The organism is Pseudomonas sp. NFX1, assembly GCF_051123555.1.
GTDB lineage: Bacteria > Pseudomonadota > Gammaproteobacteria > Pseudomonadales > Pseudomonadaceae > Aquipseudomonas > Aquipseudomonas capeferrum.
On the sequence record NZ_CP169366.1, the window covers coordinates 4,218,936 to 4,240,805 of the forward strand.

At 63.9% G+C, this 21,870-nt stretch carries 20 protein-coding genes; 9 read left to right on the forward strand and 11 right to left on the reverse strand.

Features of this window, described 5'->3' with window-relative positions:
- Positions 1-7: 7 nt before the first annotated feature.
- The 7 genes from pqqF (at position 8) to DJ563_RS19085 (ending at position 7,483) form a co-directional block, all read left to right on the forward strand.
- Entirely contained in the window at positions 8-2,284 is a 2,277-nt protein-coding gene (gene pqqF, locus DJ563_RS19055; RefSeq protein ID WP_434518166.1) for a pyrroloquinoline quinone biosynthesis protein PqqF, read from the forward strand.
- Between the two features lie 170 nt (positions 2,285-2,454).
- Positions 2,455-2,526, forward strand: coding sequence for a pyrroloquinoline quinone precursor peptide PqqA (pqqA, locus tag DJ563_RS19060; RefSeq protein ID WP_003243383.1), 72 nt, complete (start codon positions 2,455-2,457; stop codon positions 2,524-2,526).
- 78 nt (positions 2,527-2,604) lie between these two features.
- Positions 2,605-3,516: a pyrroloquinoline quinone biosynthesis protein PqqB gene (gene pqqB / locus DJ563_RS19065; RefSeq protein WP_033703075.1), complete on the forward strand. Its 912-nt coding sequence runs from the start codon at positions 2,605-2,607 to the stop codon at positions 3,514-3,516.
- A 9-nt stretch (positions 3,517-3,525) separates the two neighbouring features.
- On the forward strand, positions 3,526-4,281 hold the full coding sequence (gene pqqC / locus DJ563_RS19070) for a pyrroloquinoline-quinone synthase PqqC (RefSeq protein WP_047583697.1): 756 nt from the start codon (positions 3,526-3,528) through the stop codon (positions 4,279-4,281).
- On the forward strand, positions 4,278-4,553 hold the full coding sequence (gene pqqD, locus DJ563_RS19075) for a pyrroloquinoline quinone biosynthesis peptide chaperone PqqD (RefSeq protein WP_274100140.1): 276 nt from the start codon (positions 4,278-4,280) through the stop codon (positions 4,551-4,553). The genes pqqC and pqqD overlap by 4 nt, the downstream gene beginning before the upstream one ends.
- On the forward strand, positions 4,525-5,685 hold the full coding sequence (pqqE, locus tag DJ563_RS19080; RefSeq protein ID WP_033703079.1) for a pyrroloquinoline quinone biosynthesis protein PqqE: 1,161 nt from the start codon (positions 4,525-4,527) through the stop codon (positions 5,683-5,685). Before pqqD ends, pqqE begins: the two co-directional genes overlap by 29 nt.
- On the forward strand, positions 5,651-7,483 hold the full coding sequence (locus DJ563_RS19085; RefSeq protein ID WP_434518167.1) for a S9 family peptidase: 1,833 nt from the start codon (positions 5,651-5,653) through the stop codon (positions 7,481-7,483). The genes pqqE and DJ563_RS19085 overlap by 35 nt, the downstream gene beginning before the upstream one ends.
- Positions 7,484-7,530: 47 nt before the next feature.
- Here DJ563_RS19085 and DJ563_RS19090 read toward each other — a convergent pair whose 3' ends face one another.
- Together DJ563_RS19090 and DJ563_RS19095 are read right to left on the reverse strand one after the other, a co-directional pair.
- Positions 7,531-7,689 carry a YqaE/Pmp3 family membrane protein gene (locus tag DJ563_RS19090; RefSeq protein WP_003177654.1) on the reverse strand — a complete coding sequence of 53 codons (159 nt, stop codon included), beginning with the start codon at positions 7,687-7,689 and terminating at the stop codon, positions 7,531-7,533.
- A gap of 151 nt (positions 7,690-7,840) precedes the next feature.
- On the reverse strand, positions 7,841-9,121 hold the full coding sequence (locus DJ563_RS19095; RefSeq protein WP_434518168.1) for an aspartate aminotransferase family protein: 1,281 nt from the start codon (positions 9,119-9,121) through the stop codon (positions 7,841-7,843).
- 209 nt (positions 9,122-9,330) lie between these two features.
- Here DJ563_RS19095 and DJ563_RS19100 point away from each other — a divergent pair, with 209 nt between their 5' ends.
- Positions 9,331-10,254: a LysR family transcriptional regulator gene (locus DJ563_RS19100; RefSeq protein WP_274100143.1), complete on the forward strand. Its 924-nt coding sequence runs from the start codon at positions 9,331-9,333 to the stop codon at positions 10,252-10,254.
- Positions 10,255-10,556: 302 nt separating this feature from the next.
- Here the strand turns inward: DJ563_RS19100 and DJ563_RS19105 are convergent, their stop codons facing one another.
- The 9 genes from DJ563_RS19105 to bioB all read right to left on the reverse strand — a co-directional run bounded on the left by DJ563_RS19105 (position 10,557) and on the right by bioB (position 20,904).
- Positions 10,557-12,335 (reverse strand): acyl-CoA dehydrogenase C-terminal domain-containing protein, encoded by a 1,779-nt coding sequence (locus DJ563_RS19105; protein ID WP_434518169.1) that lies wholly within the window; start codon positions 12,333-12,335, stop codon positions 10,557-10,559.
- Between the two features lie 123 nt (positions 12,336-12,458).
- On the reverse strand, positions 12,459-13,742 hold the full coding sequence (locus DJ563_RS19110) for a GGDEF domain-containing protein (RefSeq protein WP_274100145.1): 1,284 nt from the start codon (positions 13,740-13,742) through the stop codon (positions 12,459-12,461).
- A 158-nt stretch (positions 13,743-13,900) separates the two neighbouring features.
- Entirely contained in the window at positions 13,901-15,706 is a 1,806-nt protein-coding gene (locus DJ563_RS19115) for a phenylacyl-CoA dehydrogenase (RefSeq protein ID WP_033703087.1), read from the reverse strand.
- 317 nt (positions 15,707-16,023) lie between these two features.
- Positions 16,024-16,320, reverse strand: coding sequence for a pyrroloquinoline quinone biosynthesis protein PqqE (locus DJ563_RS19120; protein ID WP_434518170.1), 297 nt, complete (start codon positions 16,318-16,320; stop codon positions 16,024-16,026).
- A 112-nt stretch (positions 16,321-16,432) separates the two neighbouring features.
- Positions 16,433-17,113 (reverse strand): dethiobiotin synthase, encoded by a 681-nt coding sequence (gene bioD, locus DJ563_RS19125; RefSeq protein WP_033703090.1) that lies wholly within the window; start codon positions 17,111-17,113, stop codon positions 16,433-16,435.
- Positions 17,114-17,123: 10 nt separating this feature from the next.
- On the reverse strand, positions 17,124-17,942 hold the full coding sequence (bioC, locus tag DJ563_RS19130; protein WP_434518171.1) for a malonyl-ACP O-methyltransferase BioC: 819 nt from the start codon (positions 17,940-17,942) through the stop codon (positions 17,124-17,126).
- Positions 17,935-18,666 (reverse strand): alpha/beta fold hydrolase, encoded by a 732-nt coding sequence (locus DJ563_RS19135; RefSeq protein WP_186658628.1) that lies wholly within the window; start codon positions 18,664-18,666, stop codon positions 17,935-17,937. The genes bioC and DJ563_RS19135 overlap by 8 nt, the downstream gene beginning before the upstream one ends.
- Complete coding sequence (gene bioF / locus DJ563_RS19140; protein ID WP_274098868.1) at positions 18,651-19,844, reverse strand: 8-amino-7-oxononanoate synthase; 1,194 nt, start codon at positions 19,842-19,844, stop codon at positions 18,651-18,653. The genes DJ563_RS19135 and bioF overlap by 16 nt, the downstream gene beginning before the upstream one ends.
- Position 19,845: 1 nt before the next feature.
- Positions 19,846-20,904, reverse strand: coding sequence for a biotin synthase BioB (bioB, locus tag DJ563_RS19145; protein WP_274098869.1), 1,059 nt, complete (start codon positions 20,902-20,904; stop codon positions 19,846-19,848).
- An 89-nt stretch (positions 20,905-20,993) separates the two neighbouring features.
- Here bioB and DJ563_RS19150 point away from each other — a divergent pair, with 89 nt between their 5' ends.
- A complete protein-coding gene (locus DJ563_RS19150; RefSeq protein ID WP_434518172.1) occupies positions 20,994-21,725 on the forward strand; it encodes a ComF family protein in 732 nt (243 codons plus the stop codon).
- Positions 21,726-21,870: the final 145 nt, after the last annotated feature.

Genomic DNA, 21,870 nt, shown 5'->3' on the forward strand with positions numbered 1-21,870 from the left:
GCCCCTCATGCCTGACGCTACGCGCCACCTTACCCTTGCCAACGGCTTGCAGCTGACCCTGCGCAGTGCCCCGCGCCTCAAGCGCGCGGCGGCCGCGTTGCGGGTGCACGCGGGTAGCCACGATGCCCCGGCGCAATGGCCTGGGCTGGCCCACTTCCTTGAACACCTGTTCTTCCTCGGGACCCGCACATTCGCGCAGCAGCACGGGCTGATGCGCTACGTCCAGTCCCTCGGCGGCCAGGTCAACGCCAGCACCCGTGAGCGCACCACCGACTTCTTCTTCGAAGTCCCACCGGCGGCGCTTGCCGGAGGGCTGGAGCGCCTGTGCCAGATGCTGGTCGAGCCCGACCTTGGCATCGAGCGCCAGCGCCAAGAGCGTGAGGTGATTCACGCCGAGTTCATCGCCTGGTCACGTAACCCGCAGGCACAACAGCACTTTGCCTTGCTGCAGTCGGTTTCGCCGCAGCATCCATTAAGCGGCTTTCATGCCGGCAACCGGTTTACCCTTGCCCTGCAGGACCCCGCGTTCCAACGGGCTCTCGGGGTGTTTCACCAACGCTTCTACCAGGGCGGGCAGGTCACCCTGAGCCTGTGCGGCCCACAACCCTTGGATGCACTGGAGCGCCTGGGCCGGCAATTTGGCAGCCTGTTCCCGGCCGGTGGGCGTGTCGAGCAAGCAATGCCGCCGCCGCTGCTGGCGGCCGATCAGCCGTTCATCTTCGCCCATGAAGGCCTGCCCGAAGGTGCCGAACGCGCGCTTGGCTTACTGATCGACCTGCTAGGCGACAGCCGCCCGGGCGGATGGCTGAACGCGCTTCGCCAACGCGGCTGGCTACGGGGAGTCAAAGCCGAACCGCTGTATGCTTTCACCGGGCAGATGCTCTGGCACATCGACTTGCAGCTCGGTACCGACGCCTCTGTCGACGAAGCTATCGCATTGCTGCACGGCTGGTTCGGCTTTATTCGCCAGAGCGCCCTGCATGAACTCAATGCCCAGTTCGGCCAACTGCAACGCAGCCGCGAGCGGGCCGCCAGCCCGCTTGAACTAGCACGACGGGACAGCGCAGACCAGCCTTTCGCAGCACTCGACAAGCCAGGTTTACGCGCACTGGAGGCACTGCTTGCCAGCCTCCCTTACGCCAGCCTTGGCCAATGGCAGATACCTGCCGCCGACCCTCTGCTGACGGCCGAACCGCTCACAGCAAAGGCACCGTTACCCGCAGCATTGGCCATCAGCGACGCGCTGCCGCCGACACGCGAGTACGCGGCGCTGTACCTGCGCTGGCACCTGCCTTCACCTCTTCGACGTGCGCTGTTTCCCATCCTCTGCCAAGCCTTGCGCCCCTTGCTGGAGCGCGCCGAACGGGCGGCGTTGCAGCTGCAGTTCAGCGAGGCTGGCGAGTATTGGCAGCTACGTTGCGCCGGCCAACCCTCAGCGGTGCTCCGCGCCGTCGATGAAGCCCTCACTTTGCTGAACGCGCCCTCACCCGGTAGCTGGCAAGGGCAGCCGAACCCAGAAGCCGCGCAGATCCCGATCAGGGCCCTGCTCAAGCAACTGCCTGACGCCGTTCTTGCCAGCAATGCCGAGCCGTTGCCGCGTTGCACACTCGACCAGCCACTGCTTGACCAGGTATGGGCAACTGCCCGCTGGCACGGCCTGGCGCTGGGCTTTGATGAAATGGCCGCCCTTGGCGCCGCGTTGGGCGCCTGCCCAGGCCAGGGCGCCCCAGCGACGGCCATGCCCGTTTGGCAGGGCCGTCGCTGGGTTGATGCTGCGCTCGCCGGCAGCGAAAACGCCCTGCTGCTGTTCTGCCCGGTGGCGGCCAACCAGCAAGCCAGCGGCCGCCTGCTCGCCCAGCTGTTGCAAGGGCCGGTGTACCAACGGCTGCGGGTGGAACTGCAACTGGGCTACGCCGTTTTCAGCGCCTTCCGTCAGATAGAAGGCTGCAATGGCCTGCTGTTCGGCGTGCAGTCGCCCCATGCAAGCCATACCGAAATACTCGCTCACCTGCATGCGTTGCTAAGCCAGGGCGTGACACTGGACTGCACCGCCCGGCAAGCCTTGGCCGAGCAGTTCGTCGAACCCGCCATGGCCAATGCCGAGGTAGCCGAATGGGCATGGCAGGCACACATGGCGATACAATCCGACAGGCTGAATCACCTGCACCGGTCTATCCTGATGACGCAACAGGCCGATCTGGACGTGCTGCTAGGCAGCCTTCTTGCCCCCCGCGCCCCCTGGCTCTGCCTGGCCAATGCGGCTGCACCAGGCCCAGCCTGGTGAAGAGCAAAGGAGTATTGTTACGTGAACTGCAAGGGCGCTTTTCCAATAATTAACCTTTCAGTACAAATTTTTCTTGTAAGATAGCGCAATCTCAGTCAAGGGAACCTCCGGCGCCCGGCGGTACCCAACAAGTAGCTGACCAACCCAACCCGTTCGGAAGGAGTCATCCCATGTGGACCAAACCTGCATACACTGATCTGCGTATCGGCTTCGAAGTCACCATGTACTTCGCCAACCGCTAAGCCCTGCTTACGGTTCGACGCCTCGGCCCGCCGGGGCGTTTGTGTTTTTCGGATACGGTTTTCCGGTAGAGAGTGGCCATGTACATCCAGATTCTCGGTTCCGCCGCCGGCGGCGGCTTCCCCCAGTGGAACTGCAACTGCGTCAACTGCAAGGGCTATCGCGACGGCAGCCTGCGTGCCACGGCGCGCACCCAGTCGTCCATCGCGCTGTCCGACGACGGCGAGCACTGGGTCCTGTGCAACGCCTCGCCCGATATCCGCGCCCAGCTTCAGGCCTTTGCGCCGATGCAACCGGCCCGCGCCCTGCGCGATACCGGCATCAATGCCATCGTCTTGCTCGACAGCCAGATCGACCACACCACCGGCCTGCTCAGCCTGCGCGAAGGCTGCCCGCATCAGGTCTGGTGCACCGACATGGTCCACCAGGACCTGACCACCGGCTTCCCGCTGTTCAACATGCTCAGCCACTGGAACGGCGGCCTGCAGTGGAACCGCATCGAGCTGGAAGGCAGCTTCGTCATCGACGCCTGCCCCAACCTCCGGTTCACCCCCTTCCCCCTGCGCAGCGCCGCGCCGCCCTATTCACCGCACCGCTTCGACCCCCACCCGGGCGACAACCTGGGCCTGCTGGTCGAAGACACCCGCACCGGCGGCAAGCTGTTCTACGCCCCAGGCCTTGGCCAGGTCGACGACAAGCTGCTGGCGATGATGCACGGCGCCGACTGCCTGCTGGTCGACGGCACCTTGTGGGAAGACGATGAAATGCAGCGCCGTGGCGTCGGCACCCGCACCGGCCGCGAGATGGGCCACCTGGCGCAGAACGGGCCAGGCGGCATGCTCGAAGTGCTCGATGGCTTCCCGCGCCAGCGCAAGGTACTTATCCACATCAACAACACCAACCCGATTCTCGATGAAGACTCGCCTGAACGGGCCGAGGTCCAGCGTCGGGGCGTTGAAGTCGCCTTCGATGGCATGAGCATCGCGTTGTAAGGAGGCCTGATGAGCGACCCATTGCCGATGTCCCCTGCCGAGTTCGAGCAGGCCCTGCGCGCCAAAGGCGCCTACTACCACATTCATCACCCCTATCACGTGGCGATGTACCAGGGCCGCGCCACCCGCGAGCAAATCCAGGGCTGGGTAGCCAACCGCTTCTACTACCAGGTCAACATCCCCATGAAGGATGCCGCGATCCTGGCCAACTGCCCGGACCGCGAAGTGCGCCGCGAGTGGATCCAGCGCCTGCTCGACCACGATGGCGCCCCTGGCGAAGACGGGGGTATCGAAGCCTGGCTGCGCCTTGGCCAGGCCGTTGGCCTGGACCCTGAGCAACTGCGTTCACAGGAGCTGGTGCTGCCCGGCGTGCGCTTTGCCGTAGACGCCTACGTCAACTTTGCCCGCCGCGCCAGCTGGCAAGAGGCGGCCAGCAGCTCGCTGACCGAATTGTTCGCCCCGCAGATCCACCAGTCGCGCCTGGACAGCTGGCCCCAGCACTACCCCTGGATCGACCCGGCCGGCTACGAATACTTCCGCACCCGCCTGGGCCAGGCCCGGCGTGATGTCGAGCACGGGCTGGCGATTACCTTGCAGCACTACACCACCCGCGCGGGCCAGGAGCGTATGCTGGAGATCCTGCAGTTCAAGCTGGATATCCTCTGGAGCATGCTCGATGCCATGAGCATGGCCTATGAGCTGAACCGCCCGCCTTATCATTCGGTCACCCAGGAACGGGTCTGGCACAAGGGGATCGCCCTATGAGTTTCGATCGCAAGCAGGTGCCGAACTGGCGCCCCGGCTACCGCTTCCAGTACGAGCCGGCCCAGAAAGGCCATGTGCTGCTGTACCCCGAGGGCATGATCAAGCTCAACGACAGCGCAGCGTTGATCGGCGGCCTGATCGACGGCCAACGCGACGTCGCGGCGATCATTGCCGAACTGGCACAGCAGTTCCCGGATGTCCCGGAAGTGGCCGACGACATCGAGCAGTTCATGGAGGTGGCCCGTGGCGAACACTGGATCGTCCTCGCCTGACCTGCCGGCCACGCCCGAGGTCGGCCTGCCGCTGTGGTTGCTGGCCGAGCTGACCTACCGCTGCCCGCTGCAATGCCCGTACTGCTCCAACCCGCTGGACTTCGCAGCTCAGGGCCAGGAGCTGAGCACCGCGCAGTGGTTCAAGGTGATGGCCGAGGCGCGCGAAATGGGCGCCGCGCAGATCGGCTTTTCGGGTGGCGAACCGCTGGTGCGCCAGGACCTCGCCGCGCTGATCGGCGAGGCGCGCCGGCTGGGCTACTACACCAACCTGATCACCTCGGGCATTGGCCTCACCGAAGCGCGCATCGCCGAGTTCAAGACCGCCGGCCTGGACCACATCCAGATCAGCTTCCAGGCCAGCGACGAGCAGGTCAACAACCTGCTGGCCGGCTCGAAGAAGGCCTTCGCGCAGAAGCTGGAGATGGCCCGTGCCGTAAAAGCCCACGGCTACCCGATGGTGCTCAACTTCGTTACCCATCGGCACAACATCGACAAGATCGACCGCATCATCGAGCTGTGCATCGCGCTCGAGGCCGACTTCGTCGAGCTTGCCACTTGCCAGTTCTATGGCTGGGCGCACCTTAACCGCCTGGGGCTGCTGCCGACCCGCGCACAGCTGCAGCGGGCCGAACGCATCACCAATGAATACCGTGACAAGCTCAAGGCCGAAGGCAACCCGTGCAAGCTGATCTTCGTCACCCCGGACTACTACGAAGAGCGCCCCAAGGCCTGCATGAATGGCTGGGGCAACCTGTTCCTCACCATCACCCCGGACGGTACCGCCCTGCCCTGCCACGGCGCCCGCCAACTGCCGGTGCAGTTCCCCAACGTGCGTGACCACGACCTGCACCACATCTGGTATGACTCGTTCGGTTTCAACCGCTTTCGCGGTTACCAATGGATGCCTGAGCCCTGCCGCTCCTGCGACGAGAAGGAAAAGGACTTCGGCGGCTGCCGTTGCCAGGCCTTCATGCTCACCGGCGATGCCAGCAACGCCGACCCGGTGTGCGCAAAATCGGCGGATCACGGCATCATCCTCAAGGCCCGCGAGGAGGCTGAAACCGCCCAACTCGCCATTGAAGAGATGACCTTCCGCAATGATCGAAACTCCCGTGTCATCGCCCGCGGCTGAATTCAGCGCAGCCCAGGCCGTCGCCGCTGGTACCGACTTCGCCGAGCTCAAGGTCGGCCCCACCGGGTTGTTCTGGAACGAGTTCCGCCCGGCCGACGGTGCCTGCCGAATCTGGCACTGGCATCAGCACCAGGCCCAGTGCCTGACGCCGGATGGTTTCAGCGTGCGCAGCCGGGTTTACGAATATGGCGGGGGCAGCTTTTGCCTCGGCGGTGAAGGGCTGGTCTTCGTCAACGAAAAAGATCAGCAGCTCTACACCCAGACGCTGGACGGCGCCGCACCCAAGCGGCTTACCGACGACCAGCAGTGCCGCTACGGCGATGTGCACTGGCACGACGGCCAGGTGCTGGCGGTCGAAGAGCACCATGGGCAAACCGTGGAGCATCGCCTGATTGCCCTGCGCGAAGGCTCGCGCGAGGTGCTGGCTGAAGGCGCCGACTTCTATGCATCACCCACCGTGAGCAGTGACGGGCAGCGCCTGGCGTGGGTCGAATGGGACCGCCCGGCACAACCCTGGACACACACGCGCCTGCTGCTTCGCCAACGCGACAGCAGCGGCGCATGGGGGCCTGCGCATTGCGTGGCAGGCCTGGACGAGTCTCTGCAACAACCGCGCTTCGACGCGCAAGGCCGCTTGTATTGCCTGTCTGATCGCGACGGTTTCTGGCAGCCCTGGGGGGAAGTCGACGGGCACTGGCAGGCCCTGCCCGCCGAACCCGCCGACCATGCCTCGGCGCCCTGGCAACTTGGCGCCAGCAGTTGGCTGGCCCTGGGGCCGCAAAGCTATGTGGCCAGTTGGTTCGAGGGCGGTTTTGGGCAGTTGGGGCTGCGCAACGCAGAGCAACCGGTAGAACGTTTCGCCAGCGCCTACACGCGCTTTCGCGGCCTGGCCATGGATGACGGGCACCTCTATGCCATCGCCGCATCCCCCGTCAGCCCGGCGGCAGTCATTGCCATCGACCGCAGCAATCACGAGGTACGCGTGCTGGCAGGGGGTGCCGAGGTACTGCCCGCCGAAGCCATCAGCATGCCGCAGTCCATTCGCTACACCAGTGGCAACGGCATCGCCCATGGCTTCTTCTACCCGGCCATGCACGCCAAGGCGCCCGCGCCCCTGGTGGTGTTTATCCATGGTGGGCCGACGTCGGCCTGCTACCCGGCGCTCGACCCCCGCATCCAGTACTGGACCCAGCGCGGCTTCGCCGTCGCCGACCTGAATTACCGGGGCAGTACCGGCTATGGCCGGGACTATCGCCAAGCACTGCACCTGCACTGGGGCGAGCGGGATGTCGAGGATGCCTGCGCTGCGGTCACGCACCTGGCCGGGCTGGGGCTGATCGACCCGCACAAGGCCTTCATCCGCGGTGGCAGCGCGGGCGGTTACACCACGCTTTGCGCCCTGGCGTTCCACAACGTGTTCCGAGCCGGGGCCAGCCTCTACGGGGTCAGTGACCCCATTACCCTGAGCCGCGCCACGCACAAGTTCGAAGGGGATTACCTGGACTGGTTGATCGGTGACCCGCTGCAAGATGCCGAGCGCTATCACGCACGCACGCCACTGCTGCATGCCGCGCAGATCAAGGTACCGGTAATCTTCTTCCAGGGTGAACTGGATGCTGTGGTGGTGCCGGAGCAGACGCGCCTGATGCTCGATGCACTGAAGGCTAATGGCATAGAGGCCGAAGGGCACTTTTATGCGGGGGAGCGACACGGGTTCCGCCAGGCAGGGAACCTGGCGCATGCGCTGGAAGAGGAGTGGAAGTTCTATTGCCGGGTGTTAGGCCAGGTCCCTCACTGAATCTGGCCTTTCGTCGCGAAAAGGGCCGCAACGCGGCCCCAATGCGCTCAACGCTTGGCGATGATATACACCGCATGCACGATCCCCGGAATGTACCCCAGCAGGGTCAGCAGAATATTCAGCCAGAATGCCCCGCCAAAGCCCACCTGCAGAAACACCCCAAGTGGCGGCAGCAGGATGGCGATGATGATACGAATGAAGTCCATGCGAGTCTCTCCTGAAGGGTCTCAACAAAGACTAGCCGCGCTTCGTAGAGGTTCCACACCCCCGCAATACCGGGCAAAAAAAAACGCCCCTGGCCAAATGAAACAGGCCAAGGGCGATGCGCAGAAACGCCAGACGGTTCGTTGAATTCGGTTACGCCGGCATTTCCCGGCGGGCCTGCTGCTGTGCATGCAGACGGGCAAAGGCGCGGGCCAGGCGCAGGAGCATTTCGTCGATGTTGCCCTTGCTCACGGTCAGCGCGGGCGAGAAGCGCACCACATCGGCCTGCGGGGCATTGAGCAGCAGGCCTTCATGCAGGGCAGCCTTGACCAAGTCCTGGGCGACGCGCTCCTGCAGTTGCAAGGCCCACAGCAGGCCTTGGCCACGCACCACGCCCTGGCCATATCGCCCCGCCAAGCGGCAAAGGCCTTCGCGCAGGTGGCGACCGCTGTCCTGTACATGCTCGAAGAAGCCAGCCTCCAGCACGGTATCGAGCACTGCCAGGCCCGCAGCGCTCACCAGCGCGTTGCCATGGTGGCTGCCTTCCAGCTCACCCGGCTCGGCGCAGCAAGCACTACCACGCGCCAGCAAGGCCGCCAGCGGCACACCACCACCCAGGCCCTTGCCCAGGGTGATGATGTCGGCCCGCACGCCGTAGCTCTGCTCGGCGAGCAGGGCGCCACAACGGCCGATGCCGGTCTGTACCTCATCGAGGATCAACAGGATGCCCAGCTCGCGGCACAGTGTTTCGACGCCCTTCAGGTACGCCTGCGTGGCCGGAATAACCCCTGCCTCGCCCTGGATCGGTTCAAGCATGATCGCCACGGTGCGCGAATCCACTGCTGCATGCAGCGCCGCCAGGTCATTGAACGGCACCTTGCTGAAACCCGGCAGGCCCGGCTCGCAACGATTGCACGGCAGTGGGTCGGAGGCCGACAACGCGCCCAGGCTGCGGCCATGGCAGGCCTGGCTGGCGGTGATGATGTGATAGGCGCCGTTGCGGTGCAGCTGGCCCCATTTACGCGCCAGCTTGATCGCCCCTTCGCAGGCTTCGGCGCCGCTGTTGAGCAGGTAGGCCTGGTCGCTGCCCGTGCTCTGGCACAGGCGCTCGACCAGTGCCAGCAGCGCGCGGCTGTGGTAACCGGAACCTGGGTTGATCAGTGCCTGGGCCTGGCTACCCAGTGCCTTGACCAGCACGCTGGGGCTGTGGCCAAGGCTGTTTACCGCACCACCCTGGGTGAAATCCAGGTAGGCATGCCCTTCACTGTCCCACAACCACGAACCCTGACCCCGCACGAACATCTGCGGCGCGCGTTCGGTGCTCGGCATCAGGCGCTCACGGGACAACTGCGGCGCATCCGCCACGGCCACCGGTGCACGCTTGGGCTCGGCGACAGCGGCGGCTGCCGACCGGCGCAGGTTGAACAGGTTCATCAGGGCTCCAACCAATCACGGTAAAGGGCGGCTATGTGCGGTCTGAATGCCGGCACTTGATATTTAGCCTTGCCTATCAAAAGTGTTTTTCATCTGGGGTAACAATCAGCTCAATGGCCGCTGTAACCCACTGGAATACGGCGATAGACTAGGCTTCGTGAAGGTTTTCGACCATTTCGTTTTTCCAGCATTTTTGATAAGCGTTACTTATGGATTTCCGCCAACTGCGTTATTTCGTCGCGGTGTACGAAGAAGGCCACGTAGGCCGCGCCGCCGAGCGTCTGTCACTGTCCCAGCCAGCGCTTTCCCAACAGATACGCCAACTGGAACACAGCCTCGACCTGAACCTGTTCGAACGCAGCAACAAGCGCCTGCTGCCGACCTTGGCCGCACACACGCTGTACAACCATGCCCTGCCATTGCTCGATGGCTTGCAACGGGCCCATGAGGCCATGCGCAACTTCAAGGGCCAGTCTCTGCGCACCTTGGCCATCGGCGTGCTGCAGACCGTGCGGCCAAGCCTGGTGCCGCAGCTGCTCGAACGCTTGCGCAAGGCACAGCCGCACCTTGTGGTGCAGATCTACGAGCTGTCGGGGCTGGAAATCGAACGGCGCTTGCTCAATGGCAGCCTGGACATTGGCATCAGCTACCTGCCCCCGCGCCAACCTGGGCTGCATGGCCTGCTGCTGTACGAAGATGAACTGCAGCTTGTCATCCCCGATACCCACCCCTTGAAGGATTTCAAGAAGGTATCGATCCGCCAGGCCGCCGAGCTACCCATGCTGATGCTGGGCGAGGAGTTTCAGATTCGCCAGATCTGGCAGGCGCAGCTGGCCAGCCAGGGCCGTCGGCCGCAGGTGCAGGCAGAGATGAACAACATGGCCGGGATTCTCGACAGCCTGGCGCACACGGCGCTGGCCACCATCCTGCCTGGCCGGGCCAAGGATGCGGCCGAGGATGACCAAGGCCTGCTGTGGAAGCCATTGAGCGAGCCGCGGGTACCGCTCAAGGTTGGCCTGGTGTTCCGCGATGCACAGCGCCAGCAGGCATCGGTCGAGCTGCTGCGTACTTTGCTGGAAGAAGAGACAGACGCGCGCCAGCTGGGGGGCTCGCCGCTGGATGTACTCGGCTGAAAGGATGTGCTCGGCTGCAAAACACGCGCACAAAGAAAACCCCGCCGAAGCGGGGTTTCCCAGACTGTTTCCCTGTGACATCCGTATCGCCCCGCCATCCTGGCAGGAAGTCCTTCGTCGTCTTCCTTGATCTGTCCTTTGCGCTTCCTGCGCAACGTCCATGTGTTAAAGATTACCCGTGGATCCAATCTGAGAACAGTGGTGAAAAGTCACCACGCAGTGTAGGAAAAAGCTTACAAAGAGGATTCATTGCTAGTCATACCGGAGATTGGGGGCGGCTCGCACCCCCAAACATCAACAGATCAGAACTGCTCAGCCTCCAGCAGATACAGCGCCTCGCTCCCCGCCTTGACCGAGGCCACCAACGACTGCACCCGCGGCAACAGACGCGCAAAGTAGAACCGCGCCGTCCCCAGCTTGCCGGAGTAGAAGGCTTCATCCCCCTCGCCAGCCTTGGCCGCCCGCGCCATCAACGCCCACATGTAGCCATAGGCGACGTAACCAAACGCCTGCAGGTACTCGACCGACGCGGCGCCAATCTCGTTGGGGTTACCCTTGGCCTGCTCCAGCACCCACTCGGTCAGCCCGTCCAGCTGGTCAAGGTAAGCACCCAAGGGTTTGGCAAACTCATCCAGTTCACTGTCGGCACCGGCGACAAACCGGCGTATCTCGTCCGAGAACAGCTTGTAGTACGCCCCCCCACTGGCCACCACCTTGCGCCCCATCAGGTCGAGGGCCTGGATGCCGTTGGTGCCTTCGTAGATCTGCGTAATCCGCACATCACGCACCAATTGCTCCTGCCCCCACTCCCTGATGTAGCCATGCCCGCCGAATACCTGCTGGCCATGCACGGTGCACTCAAGGCCAAGGTCGGTGAGGAAGGCCTTGGCAACCGGGGTCAACAGCGCCACCAGTTCTTCACTGCGCTTGCGGGTGGTCGGGTCTTCGCTGTATTTGGCACTGTCGAGCTGCATCGCCACGTAGCTGGAGAAGGCGCGCCCGCCTTCGATCAAGGCCTTCATGGTCAGCAGCATGCGCCGTACATCCGGGTGGACGATGATCGGGTCGGCGGCCTTGTCCTTGGCTTGCGGGCCGGTCGGGGCGCGGCTCTGCAGGCGGTCACGGGCGTATTCCACGGCGTTCTGGTAGGAACGCTCGGCCGATGCCAGGCCCTGGATGCCTACACCCAGGCGCTCATAGTTCATCATGGTGAACATGGCCGCCAAACCCTTGTTCGGCTCACCGACGATGTAACCAACCGCTTCGTCGAAGTTCATCACGCAGGTGGCTGATGCCTGGATACCCATCTTGTGTTCGATCGAGCCACAGGTGGCGGGGTTGCGCGCGCCCAGGCTGCCGTCCTGGTTGACCAGGAATTTGGGCACCAGGAACAACGAAATGCCTTTGGGCCCGGCCGGGGCGTCCGGCAGCTTGGCCAGCACCAGGTGGATGATGTTCTCGGTCAGGTCATGCTCGCCACCGGTGATGAAGATCTTGGTGCCACTGACCTTGTAGCTGCCATCGGCCTGGGGCTCCGCCCTGGTGCGGATGATGCCGAGGTCGGTACCGGCATGGGGCTCGGTCAGGCACATGGAGCCCGCCCAGACGCCAGCGTACATGTTGGGCAGGTACGCTGCCTTGAGTGCTTCACTGGCGTGGGCATTGATCGACAGGCAGGCGCCGGCGGTCAGCATCGGGTACAGACCGAAGGCCAGGCTCGACGCGTTGACCATCTCCTCGACCTGGGCCGAGATGACCTTGGGCATACCCATGCCGCCGAACAGCGGGTCACCGCCCACGCCCACCCAGCCGCCTTCGGCATAAGTGTTGTAAGCGTCGATGAAGCCAGCGGGCGTGCTCACCGCACCGTTGTCCCAGCGGCAGCCCTCTTCGTCGGCGGCGCGGCTGAGCGGGGCGATGGTCCGCGCGGTGACCTTGCCGGCTTCTTCCAGCACGGCCAGGGCGGTTTCGGCATCGACCACGTCGGCCAGCGCGGGCAACTGTGCCCATTGCTCGGCCACGTTGAAGACTTCATTCAGAACGAAGCGCATGTCGCGCAGGGGCGCTTTATAGTCGGCCATGACAACCTCTCGCTAGTAGGGTCGGGGCGGTCTCGGAGAACCGCGACACTGGGTTGCTGGCAGTGTAACCGAACAACTTTTACGAGACATAGGGTCATCACTTGACCGCACGGTCTAATCTGGTCACGCCATTCGTACCGCCCCACGTTGCGATTGTTGCCCATGCACCATGACACAATTGCGCCCCGCCTCTTTGGCGCTATACAGCGCCTGATCGGCGGACTTGAGCACGGCCTCCGGGTTGCGGTGATCGGCCTGGCGCTCGGCAACGCCGATGCTGATGGTCACCGAAACCGTACCGGCGCCGCTGCCACCGCGGCGCTGTCGCCCTGCCGAATCGTCCTGCGGGCGGCTGTTCGGGTCACGCAGTTGCATGGCGTAGTTGGCAATCATCTCGCGCACGGCTTGCACGTGCGGCACACACTCTTCTGCCGTCTTGCCCGCGAACACCAAGGCAAATTCCTCGCCGCCATAGCGATAGGCCCTACCGCCGCCGGTGACCTTGGACAACCGGCTGGCGACCAGCCGTAGCACCTGGTCGCCGACATCGTGGCCGTGGGTATCGTTGAATTTCTTGAAGTGGTCGACATCGGTCATGGCGATCACATAGTTGCGCCCCAGCCGTTGCATGCGCTCATTCAAGGCGCGGCGCCCCGGCAGGCCGGTAAGCTCATCGCGAAAGGCCATCTGATAAGCCTCGTGCGCGACGGCAGCGGCGATCATCAACATCACCTGGCTGCACATGACGTTCAGGGTAAAGGGCAGGATGAACGTTTGCGGCAGCATCCAGAAGAAGCCGATCAGGCCAATCACCTGTGCCGCGTGCAAGGGCCTGGGCTCGCGCAGGTACTGCACCACCAGCAGGATGAAAACCGCGAGGAACAACGGGTAGGCCATCTGGATCAGGCTCATCCACTGGCCATGCAATGACGGCCAGCGAATCTCCGCCAGCCACGTCAGCAGCGTATCGGGGTAGCTTTGCTCGAGGGCCACAGCAACACTGGCAACGGCAAACAGCACGGCGAAGCGCGCGACCAGGTCCTGCAGCAGGTGGGTGCGCTCCTGCCAGGCGCCATACAGCGCGAACAGGGCTGGTAGCAGCAGGCACACCAGGTGGAAGATCACCGCGGCATCCGCGCGCACGTGGCCGTTGTCACGGTAGAAGTCGGTCTGGGTGTCGAGCAGATAGTAGGCGATGTACACCGTGACCATCAGAAACAGCTCGCGCTGGCGGCGATAAACGGCGCAGTAGGCACCGCCCAATAGCAGGACCAATGTAGGCAGCACATTGAACAGCGACGTGAAAAAGACACTGAGGTCTCTTACGTAAGCCGCCGCAAGGCCTGCCAGCAACAGAAACAGCGAAGGCAGGAAGTGGCTTACGCGTACAGCATCAAGACGAAACAAGGGTAATCTCCAACCCGGCAGATCAATAGTGGCATTGTGCCCTTATTTCATCGGCAGCGCGCGTGAACAGTTGAACACCCGCTGGCAAATGCTCTGACCCCAAAACGAAAAAACCCGCCTGCCGGTAAGGGCAGGCGGGTTTTTCTACAGCTTATGGGTCAGTAAGACAGACCGAAGTGCTCTTCTTCCATCGCCATCAGGTTACCTGCACCCGACAGCATCGCCGCCACATGGGTACGGGTACGCGGCAGGATGCGTTGGAAGTAGAAGCGCGCGGTCTGCAGCTTGGCGGTGTAGAACGCCACTTCTTCAGTACCGGCAGCCAGCTTCTCGGCAGCCAGGCGGGCGATATCAGCCCAGAAGTAGGCCAGGCAGGCATAACCGGAATACATCAGGTAATCGACCGAAGCGGCACCCACTTCTTCGCGGTCTTTCATGGCGGCCATACCGACCTTCATGGTCAGCTCGCCCCATTCCTTGTTGATGGCCGCCAGCGGTTCGACGAACTCTTTGACCGCCTCGACGCCTTCTTGCGCCTGGCAGAACTTGTGCACGATCTTGGTAAAGCCCTTCAACGCTTCACCTTGGGTCATCAGCACCTTGCGGCCGAGCAGGTCGAGGGCCTGGATGCCGGTAGTGCCTTCGTACAGCATGGAAATACGGCTGTCGCGCACGTTCTGTTCCATGCCCCACTCGGCGATGAAACCATGGCCGCCGTAGATCTGCACGCCGTGGTTGGCGGCCTCGAAACCGACTTCGGTCATGAAGGCCTTGGCGATCGGGGTCATGAAGGCCAGCAGCGCGTCAGCTTTTTTGCGCTCTTCTTCGTCCTGGCTGTACTTGACGATATCGACCTGCTTGGCGGTGAAGTAGACCATGGCGCGGTTACCTTCGGCGAAGGCCTTCATGGTCAGCAGCATGCGGCGCACGTCCGGGTGGACGATGATTGGGTCGGCCGCCTTTTCAGGGGCTTTAGGGCCGGTCAGCGAGCGCATCTGCAGGCGCTCACGGGCATACTTCAGGCCGCCCTGGAAAGCCACTTCGGCGTGGGCCAGGCCTTGCAGTGCGGTGCCCAGGCGAGCGGTGTTCATGAAGGTGAACATGCAGTTCAGGCCTTTGTTGGCCGGGCCGATCAGGTAGCCGGTTGCGCCGTCGAAGTTCATCACGCAGGTGGCGTTACCGTGGATGCCCATCTTGTGTTCGATCGAACCACAGCTCACGGCGTTACGCTCGCCGGCAGCGCCTTCGGCGTTGGGCATGAACTTCGGCACGATGAACAGCGAGATGCCTTTGGTGCCAGCCGGGGCATCGGGCAGGCGGGCCAGCACGATATGGACGATGTTGTCGGCCATGTCGTGTTCGCCAGCGGAAATGAAGATCTTGGTACCCGACACTTTGTACGAACCATCAGCCTGAGGCTCGGCCTTGGTACGCAGCATGCCCAGGTCGGTGCCGCAGTGCGGCTCGGTCAGGCACATGGTGCCGGTCCACTCGCCGGAAACCAGCTTGGTCAGGTAGACCTCTTGCTGCTCAGGCGTGCCGTGCTCGGAAATGGTGTTCATGGCGCCATGGGACAGGCCTGGGTACATGCCCCACGACCAGTTCGACTCACCGACCATCTCGCTCAGGGCCAGGCCCAGCGATTCCGGCAGGCCTTGGCCGCCGTGGGCAACGTCATGCGCCAGGCTCGGCCAGCCACCCTCGACAAACTGCTCGTAAGCCGCTTTGAAGCCGGTCGGCGTCTTCACGCCCGACTCGCTCCAGGTGCAGCCTTCCTGGTCGCCAACGCGGTTCAGCGGGGCCAGTACCTGCTCACAGAATTTCGCGCCCTCTTCAAGGATCGCGTCGACCATGTCGGGCGTGGCGTCCTCGCAACCCGGCAGGCTCTGATAATGCGCTTCGTAGCCGAGCAGCTCGTCGCGAACGAAACGGATATCACGCAAGGGGGCTTTGTAATCAGGCATTGCGGTGAACCTCTGTGATGAGTTCGGGGGTGATCGGTACTACCGACAAGCTCTTGGCGGCCTTCGATCAAACAGTTGTTTGAAACTTACGTTTAGCACGCGCGGATGTCAAGGAGGGACGATGGTGCCATTTACGTCACGAAAAATGGCGTTTCGGCCACTGCACGACGATCAGTGTCTGAAATGCACAGGCCGCGGGAGCGGGTTTACCCGCGAACAGGGCCTCCCAGACGATAAAGGTGTCTGATCGGACGCATTCGCGGGTAAACCCGCTCCCACAGTGTTGAAAGGAGGTGTTTTACAGGGGAAGCCAGAAATCAGGCGTAGGTGTCGATGATCCGACCGAGCATTTCGTCGGAAGCCTTGACGACCTTTGCGCCAAGCTCGACTTCGTGCTTGCCCAGTGCCAGTTGCACGGTACTGGTCGCCATGTCCATTTGCTGGCTGCGATCGACCGCGCGCAGGCGTTCTGCCTGAAAGTCGCTGGACTGGCTGGTGGCAGTGCGCTCGGCACTGTTGTTGGCAATTTGGCTGGCGGCTTGATCGACGCGGTTCTGGCCGGTCTGGATTGCGCTCAGGCCCGCGTAGTAGGCGGAGCTACCGGTGATTTCCATGTCAGGACTCCATTGACGCTGGATGACGAACAGGCCTAATTAAAGCAGGCGACGGCAGAAAAGGCCCGTTTAAATCGTTAATGGCCCAGTGCCAGTCGATAGACAGCGGCGGTTAATCGAGCAAATCCAGCTGCAAATGCTCCGCCACCATGTCGGCACTCGCCTGCTTCAACTTGGGCACCCGCCCCAGGCAAGGCGCGGGCAACCGCTCGGCGAGGCTGGCCAGGTTCTCTTCCAGGCGCGACGTGCGCGGTTCGATGATGTTCGCCACCCAGCCCGCCAATTGCAGCCCGTCGCGGGCGATCGCTTCGGCGCTGAGCAAGGCATGGCTGATACAGCCCAGGCGTACCCCCACCACCAGAATCACCGGCAGTTTCAGGGCGATGGCCAGGTCAGACAGGTTGGCCTGGCCCGACAACGGCACGCGCCAGCCACCGGCGCCTTCAATCAATGTGAAGTCGGCGTTTTGCTGCAGCACGTTGCGCATCGCCGCCAGCAGCTCGGGCACGCCCAGCGTGACGCCAGCCTCACGGGCCGCGACATGGGGTGCGATCGCAGGCTCGAAGGCAAACGGGTTGACCTGTTCGTACGGCAACTTGATCGAGCTTTCATCGATCAGCGCCTGCGCATCGCTGTTGCGCAAGCCCTTTGGGGTTACCGTGCAACCGGACGCCACCGGCTTGGCCCCCAGGGTGCTCATGCCTTGCAAGCGCGCCGCATGCAGCAGGCCGGCGGCAATGGTGGTCTTGCCGACGTCGGTATCGGTACCGGCAATGAAATAGGCCTGGCTCATCTGACTCCCCTTACCCCTGTGGCTTGCGCAACACACCATAGACCACTTGGTAAGTGGCTGGCAGCCCCTGGGGCTGGCGAAATGCCTCATATGCCTGCAACAAGCCCTGCATGCGCGCGCGGCCGGTCAGGCCCGAGGGGCGGCCCGGGTTGATGTTGTGGGCGCCAAGGGCCTTCAGTTCGTGGGTCAGGCTGCGTACATCCGGGTAGTGCAACACGTGCGCACGCTGCTGCAGCGTCACGTGCTGCAAGCCACTGCCGGCGCACAGGCGCTGGTAATCGTCGAAGCGGCGGAAGCGGTTGACGTGCACCAGGCCATCCACCGCCTGCCAGCTGGCGCGCAGCTCGTCGAGGGTCCCGACGCACAGGCTGCTGAACGCCAGCACACCGCCTGGGCGCAGCACCCGCCGCGCCTCATCCAGCACACTGGCGAACTGCCCGCACCACTGCACCGCAAGGCTGGAGAACACCAGGTCGACGCTGGCCTCACGCAGCGGCAGGCGCTCGGCATCGCCGACCACGTGGTGCTGGGCGCCGCCCTGCTCATGCCGGGCATGGCGCAGCATGCCTTCGGCGATATCCACCGCCACGCCACTGGCCTGCGCGAAGCGCTCGGCCAGCACCCGGCTGAAGTGCCCGGTGCCGCTGCCCAGGTCAAGCCAGCGCGACGGCGCCAGCCCTTCCGGCAACTGGCCCAGCAGGCTCATGCCAACGTCGCGCTGCAAGGCCGCGACGCTGTCGTAGCTGGCCGCCGCGCGGGAAAACGAGGCCGCCACCTGGCGCTTGTCCGGCAGCGCGCCGGGCAGGGTCGGACGGGAAAGGTCAGTCATCGCCACTCTCATGCAGGAAACTCTTGATGCCCGCCGCCAGCTCCTGGGGGTACTCCAGCAGGAAGGCGTGGGAACTCTCTTCGACCAGGCCGACCTCCACGTCCGGCAACAGTTCGCTCAGGGCCTTCGCGGCCTCCGCCGGTACCAGCGCATCGCTACCGGCGAACAGGTGCAGTTGCGGCCCGGCGAAGTGTTGCAGGGCCGCGCGCGTGTCCAGTTGCGCCAGCACCTGCAAGCCGGTGGCAAGGTACAGCGGGTCGGTGTCCGGCACCCCTACGCCAAGCTGACGCAGCAACGTACGCGGTTGCAGGGCACCGTCGCTGCACAAGCTGCGAAAGCGCTTGAGCGTCACCTGGGTGTGGCTGCGGCAACCGTCGAGGAAGGTGCCGAAGGTGTCGTCGGCCATGCCGTGGGGCCAGTCCGGCCGCGCCACGAAGCTGGGGTTGCTGCCCAGGGTCAGCAGGCCGCAGCAGTGATCACCGCGCCTGCTTGCCAGCTCACTGGCCAACATGCCGCCGAGCGACCAGCCGCCCAGCCACGTATCAGTCGGCAGCTTGCGATCGAGGTGGTCGACCCAGGCTTGCACATCGGCCTCGGCCAGTTCCGGCAGGGGCATCAGCTCGACCTGCAGGCGTGCATCCTGGGCCCGGAGGCTGGCAGCCAGTGGCTCCAGGGCAGCGGTGCCCAGGCCCCAGCCGGGCAGTAGAATCAGTCGATTTCGCATCGGCGCTCTCCAGTGGTGCTCTCCAGTTGTGGATAACACTCGGCCAATGCATTCAACAATAGCTGCACCTGCGCCTCACTGTGCGCGGCGCTCAGCGTCACCCGCAGGCGCGCGCTGCCGGCGGGCACGGTGGGCGGGCGGATCGCCGTCACCAGCAAGCCCCGCTCGCGCAACATCTGTGACAGGCGCAGGGCCTGGGCGCTGTCACCGATCATGATCGGCTGAATCGGTGTGGGGCTGTCCATCAGCTCAAGGCCGATCTGCTGGGCGCCCTGGCGGAACTGGCGGATCAACGCGGCCAGGTGCTCGCGGCGCCAGGTTTCGCGGCGCAACAGTTCCAGGCTTTTAAGCGTGGCACAGGCCAGCGCCGGGGGCTGGCTGGTGGTGTAGATGTAAGGCCGGGCGAACTGCACCAGCGCCTCGATCAACGCTTCGCTACCGGCAACAAAAGCGCCGGCCGTGCCGCAGGCTTTGCCCAGGGTGCCGATCAGCACGGGTACATCATCCACACCCAAACCAAAGTGCTCGACGATACCGCCACCCTGGGCCCCCAAGGTCCCCAGGCCATGGGCATCATCGACCATCAGCCAGGCGCCGCGGGCGCGGGCGGCCTTGGCCAGGGCCGGCAAATCGGCAAGGTCGCCATCCATGCTGAACACCCCGTCGGTCACCACCAGGGTATTGCCCACGGCCTTGTCCAGGCGGCTGGCCAGGCTGGCCGGGTCATTGTGCAAGTAGCGGTTGAAACGGGCACCACTGAGCAGCCCGCCATCCAACAGCGAGGCGTGGTTGAGGCGGTCCTGCAGCACCGTGTCGCCCTGCCCCACCAGCGCAGTGATGGCGCCCAGGTTGGCCATGTAGCCGGTGGAGAACAGCAACGCGCGCGGGCGCCCGGTCAGCTCTGCCAGTGCCTCTTCGACCTGGTGGTGCGGCGTGCTGTGGCCTATCACCAGGTGCGACGCGCCGCCACCGACACCCCAGCGTTCGGCGCCGGCCTGCCAGGCGGCGATCACCTCCGGGTGATTGGCAAGGCCCAGGTAATCATTGCTGCAAAACGCCAACAGCGGCTGGCCATCGACCACCACTTCAGGCCCCTGCGGGCTCTCCAGCAGTGGCCGCTGCCGATACAGGTCTGCTGCGCGTCGTTCGGCCAGGCGCGCCGCCAGGTCAAAGGCCATCTCAGGCCGTTGCTGCGTTGTAGAACATCTCGCTGCTGCGCTGTTCGACCAGCGCCTGCTCGATGGCTGCCTGGTGCACTTCATCGGCGTGCTCTTCGCGGGCCTCAGGCTTGATACCCAGGCGGGCGAACAGCTGCATGTCCTTGTCAGCCTGCGGGTTGGCGGTGGTCAGCAGTTTCTCGCCATAGAAGATCGAGTTGGCGCCCGCCATGAAGGCCAGGGCCTGCATCTGTTCGTTCATCTGCTCACGGCCGGCAGACAGGCGCACATGCGACTTGGGCATCAGCAGGCGGGCCACCGCCAGCATGCGGATGAAGTCGAACGGGTCGACATCTTCTTCTTCGGCCAGCGGCGTGCCCGCCACCTTGACCAGCATGTTGATCGGCACCGACTCCGGGTGCTCGGGCAGATTGGCCAGCTGGATCAGCAGGCCGGCGCGGTCATCCAGCGACTCGCCCATGCCGAGGATGCCGCCAGAGCAGATCTTCATCCCGGCATCACGCACATAGGCCAGGGTTTGCAGGCGTTCGCTGTAGGTGCGAGTGGTGATGATGCTGCCGTAGAACTCGGGCGAGGTGTCGAGGTTGTGGTTGTAGTAGTCGAGGCCGGCCTGGGCCAGCGCCTGGGTCTGATCCTGATCGAGCTTGCCGAGGGTCATGCAGGTTTCCAGGCCCATGGCCTTGACCCCTTTGACCATCTCCAGCACGTAGGGCATGTCCTTGGCCGACGGGTGCTTCCACGCCGCGCCCATGCAGAAGCGGGTCGAGCCGATGGCTTTGGCGCGGGCGGCTTCTTCCAGCACCTTCTGCACTTCCATCAGCTTCTGTTTTTCCAGCCCGGTGTTGTAGTGGCCGGACTGTGGACAATATTTGCAATCTTCCGGGCAGGCGCCGGTCTTGATCGACAGCAGGGTCGATACCTGCACGCGGTTTGCGTCGAAATGCGCGCGGTGCATGGTTTGCGCCTGGAACAGCAGGTCGTTGAACGGTTGCTGGAACAGCGCCTTGACCTCAGCCAGGGACCAGTCGTGACGTGTTGTTGCAGTTGTGCTGGCGCTCATCGGCGTTTCCTTGTTTAGGCTGTAACTGGCGCCGGGACAAGAATGCCCGCCAGCGCATCACGGATAGCTCGCATAGTCATGGAAGGCCTATGAACTGTCAACCCAACCTGAAAGCGCTGGTTTACAAGTGCCTAAATATTAACCAAAACTGTTTGCTCTGCGACGCCCCTGCCGAACAGGCGTACCCACTGTGTGTCGCCTGCGAACAGGCGTTGCCCTGGCTGCAGGACTACTGCCTGCGCTGCGCCCTGCCTTTGCCCATGGCCAACCTGACCTGCGGCCAGTGCAGCCGCCGGGCGCCGGCGTTCGACCAGGTCATCGCGTTGTGGCATTACGGGTTCCCGGTAGACACGCTGATCAGCCGCTTCAAGCACAACCGTCAGTGGCCGTTGGGGCGGTTGATGGCCGAATTGCTCGGCCAGGGCCTGCAACATCGCTATGCAGAAGGCCTTGCGCAACCTGACCTGCTGTTGCCTGTACCCTTGGCCAAGCGTCGACTGCGTGAGCGCGGCTTCAACCAGGCCGGCATGCTGACGCGCTGGTTGGCATCGCAGTTGGGCATCGATTGCGACGAGAGGCTGCTGCTGCGTACACGCGAAACACAGGCGCAGCAGCACCTGGATGCCAAGGCCAGGCGCCGCAACCTGCGCCAGGCGTTCAGCGTTACCGGGCACAAGGCGCTGGCGGGCAGGCATGTAGCGGTGGTCGATGACGTGCTGACTACAGGCACCACCGCCCAGGCGATTGCCCAGGTGTTAACCAAGGCCGGGGCACGCCGAGTCGATGTGTATTGCCTGGCACGCACGCCCAAGCCCGTGTAGGAGCGGCCTTGCGTCGCGAAAGGGCTGCGCAGCGGCCCCCGGATTTCAGCGTCGCTGCTAATCCCTGATTCCAGCGTCGCCGCTAATCCCGGATTCCAGCGTCGCCGCTAAAATCGATGGGGGCCGCTGCGCAGCCCTTTCGCGA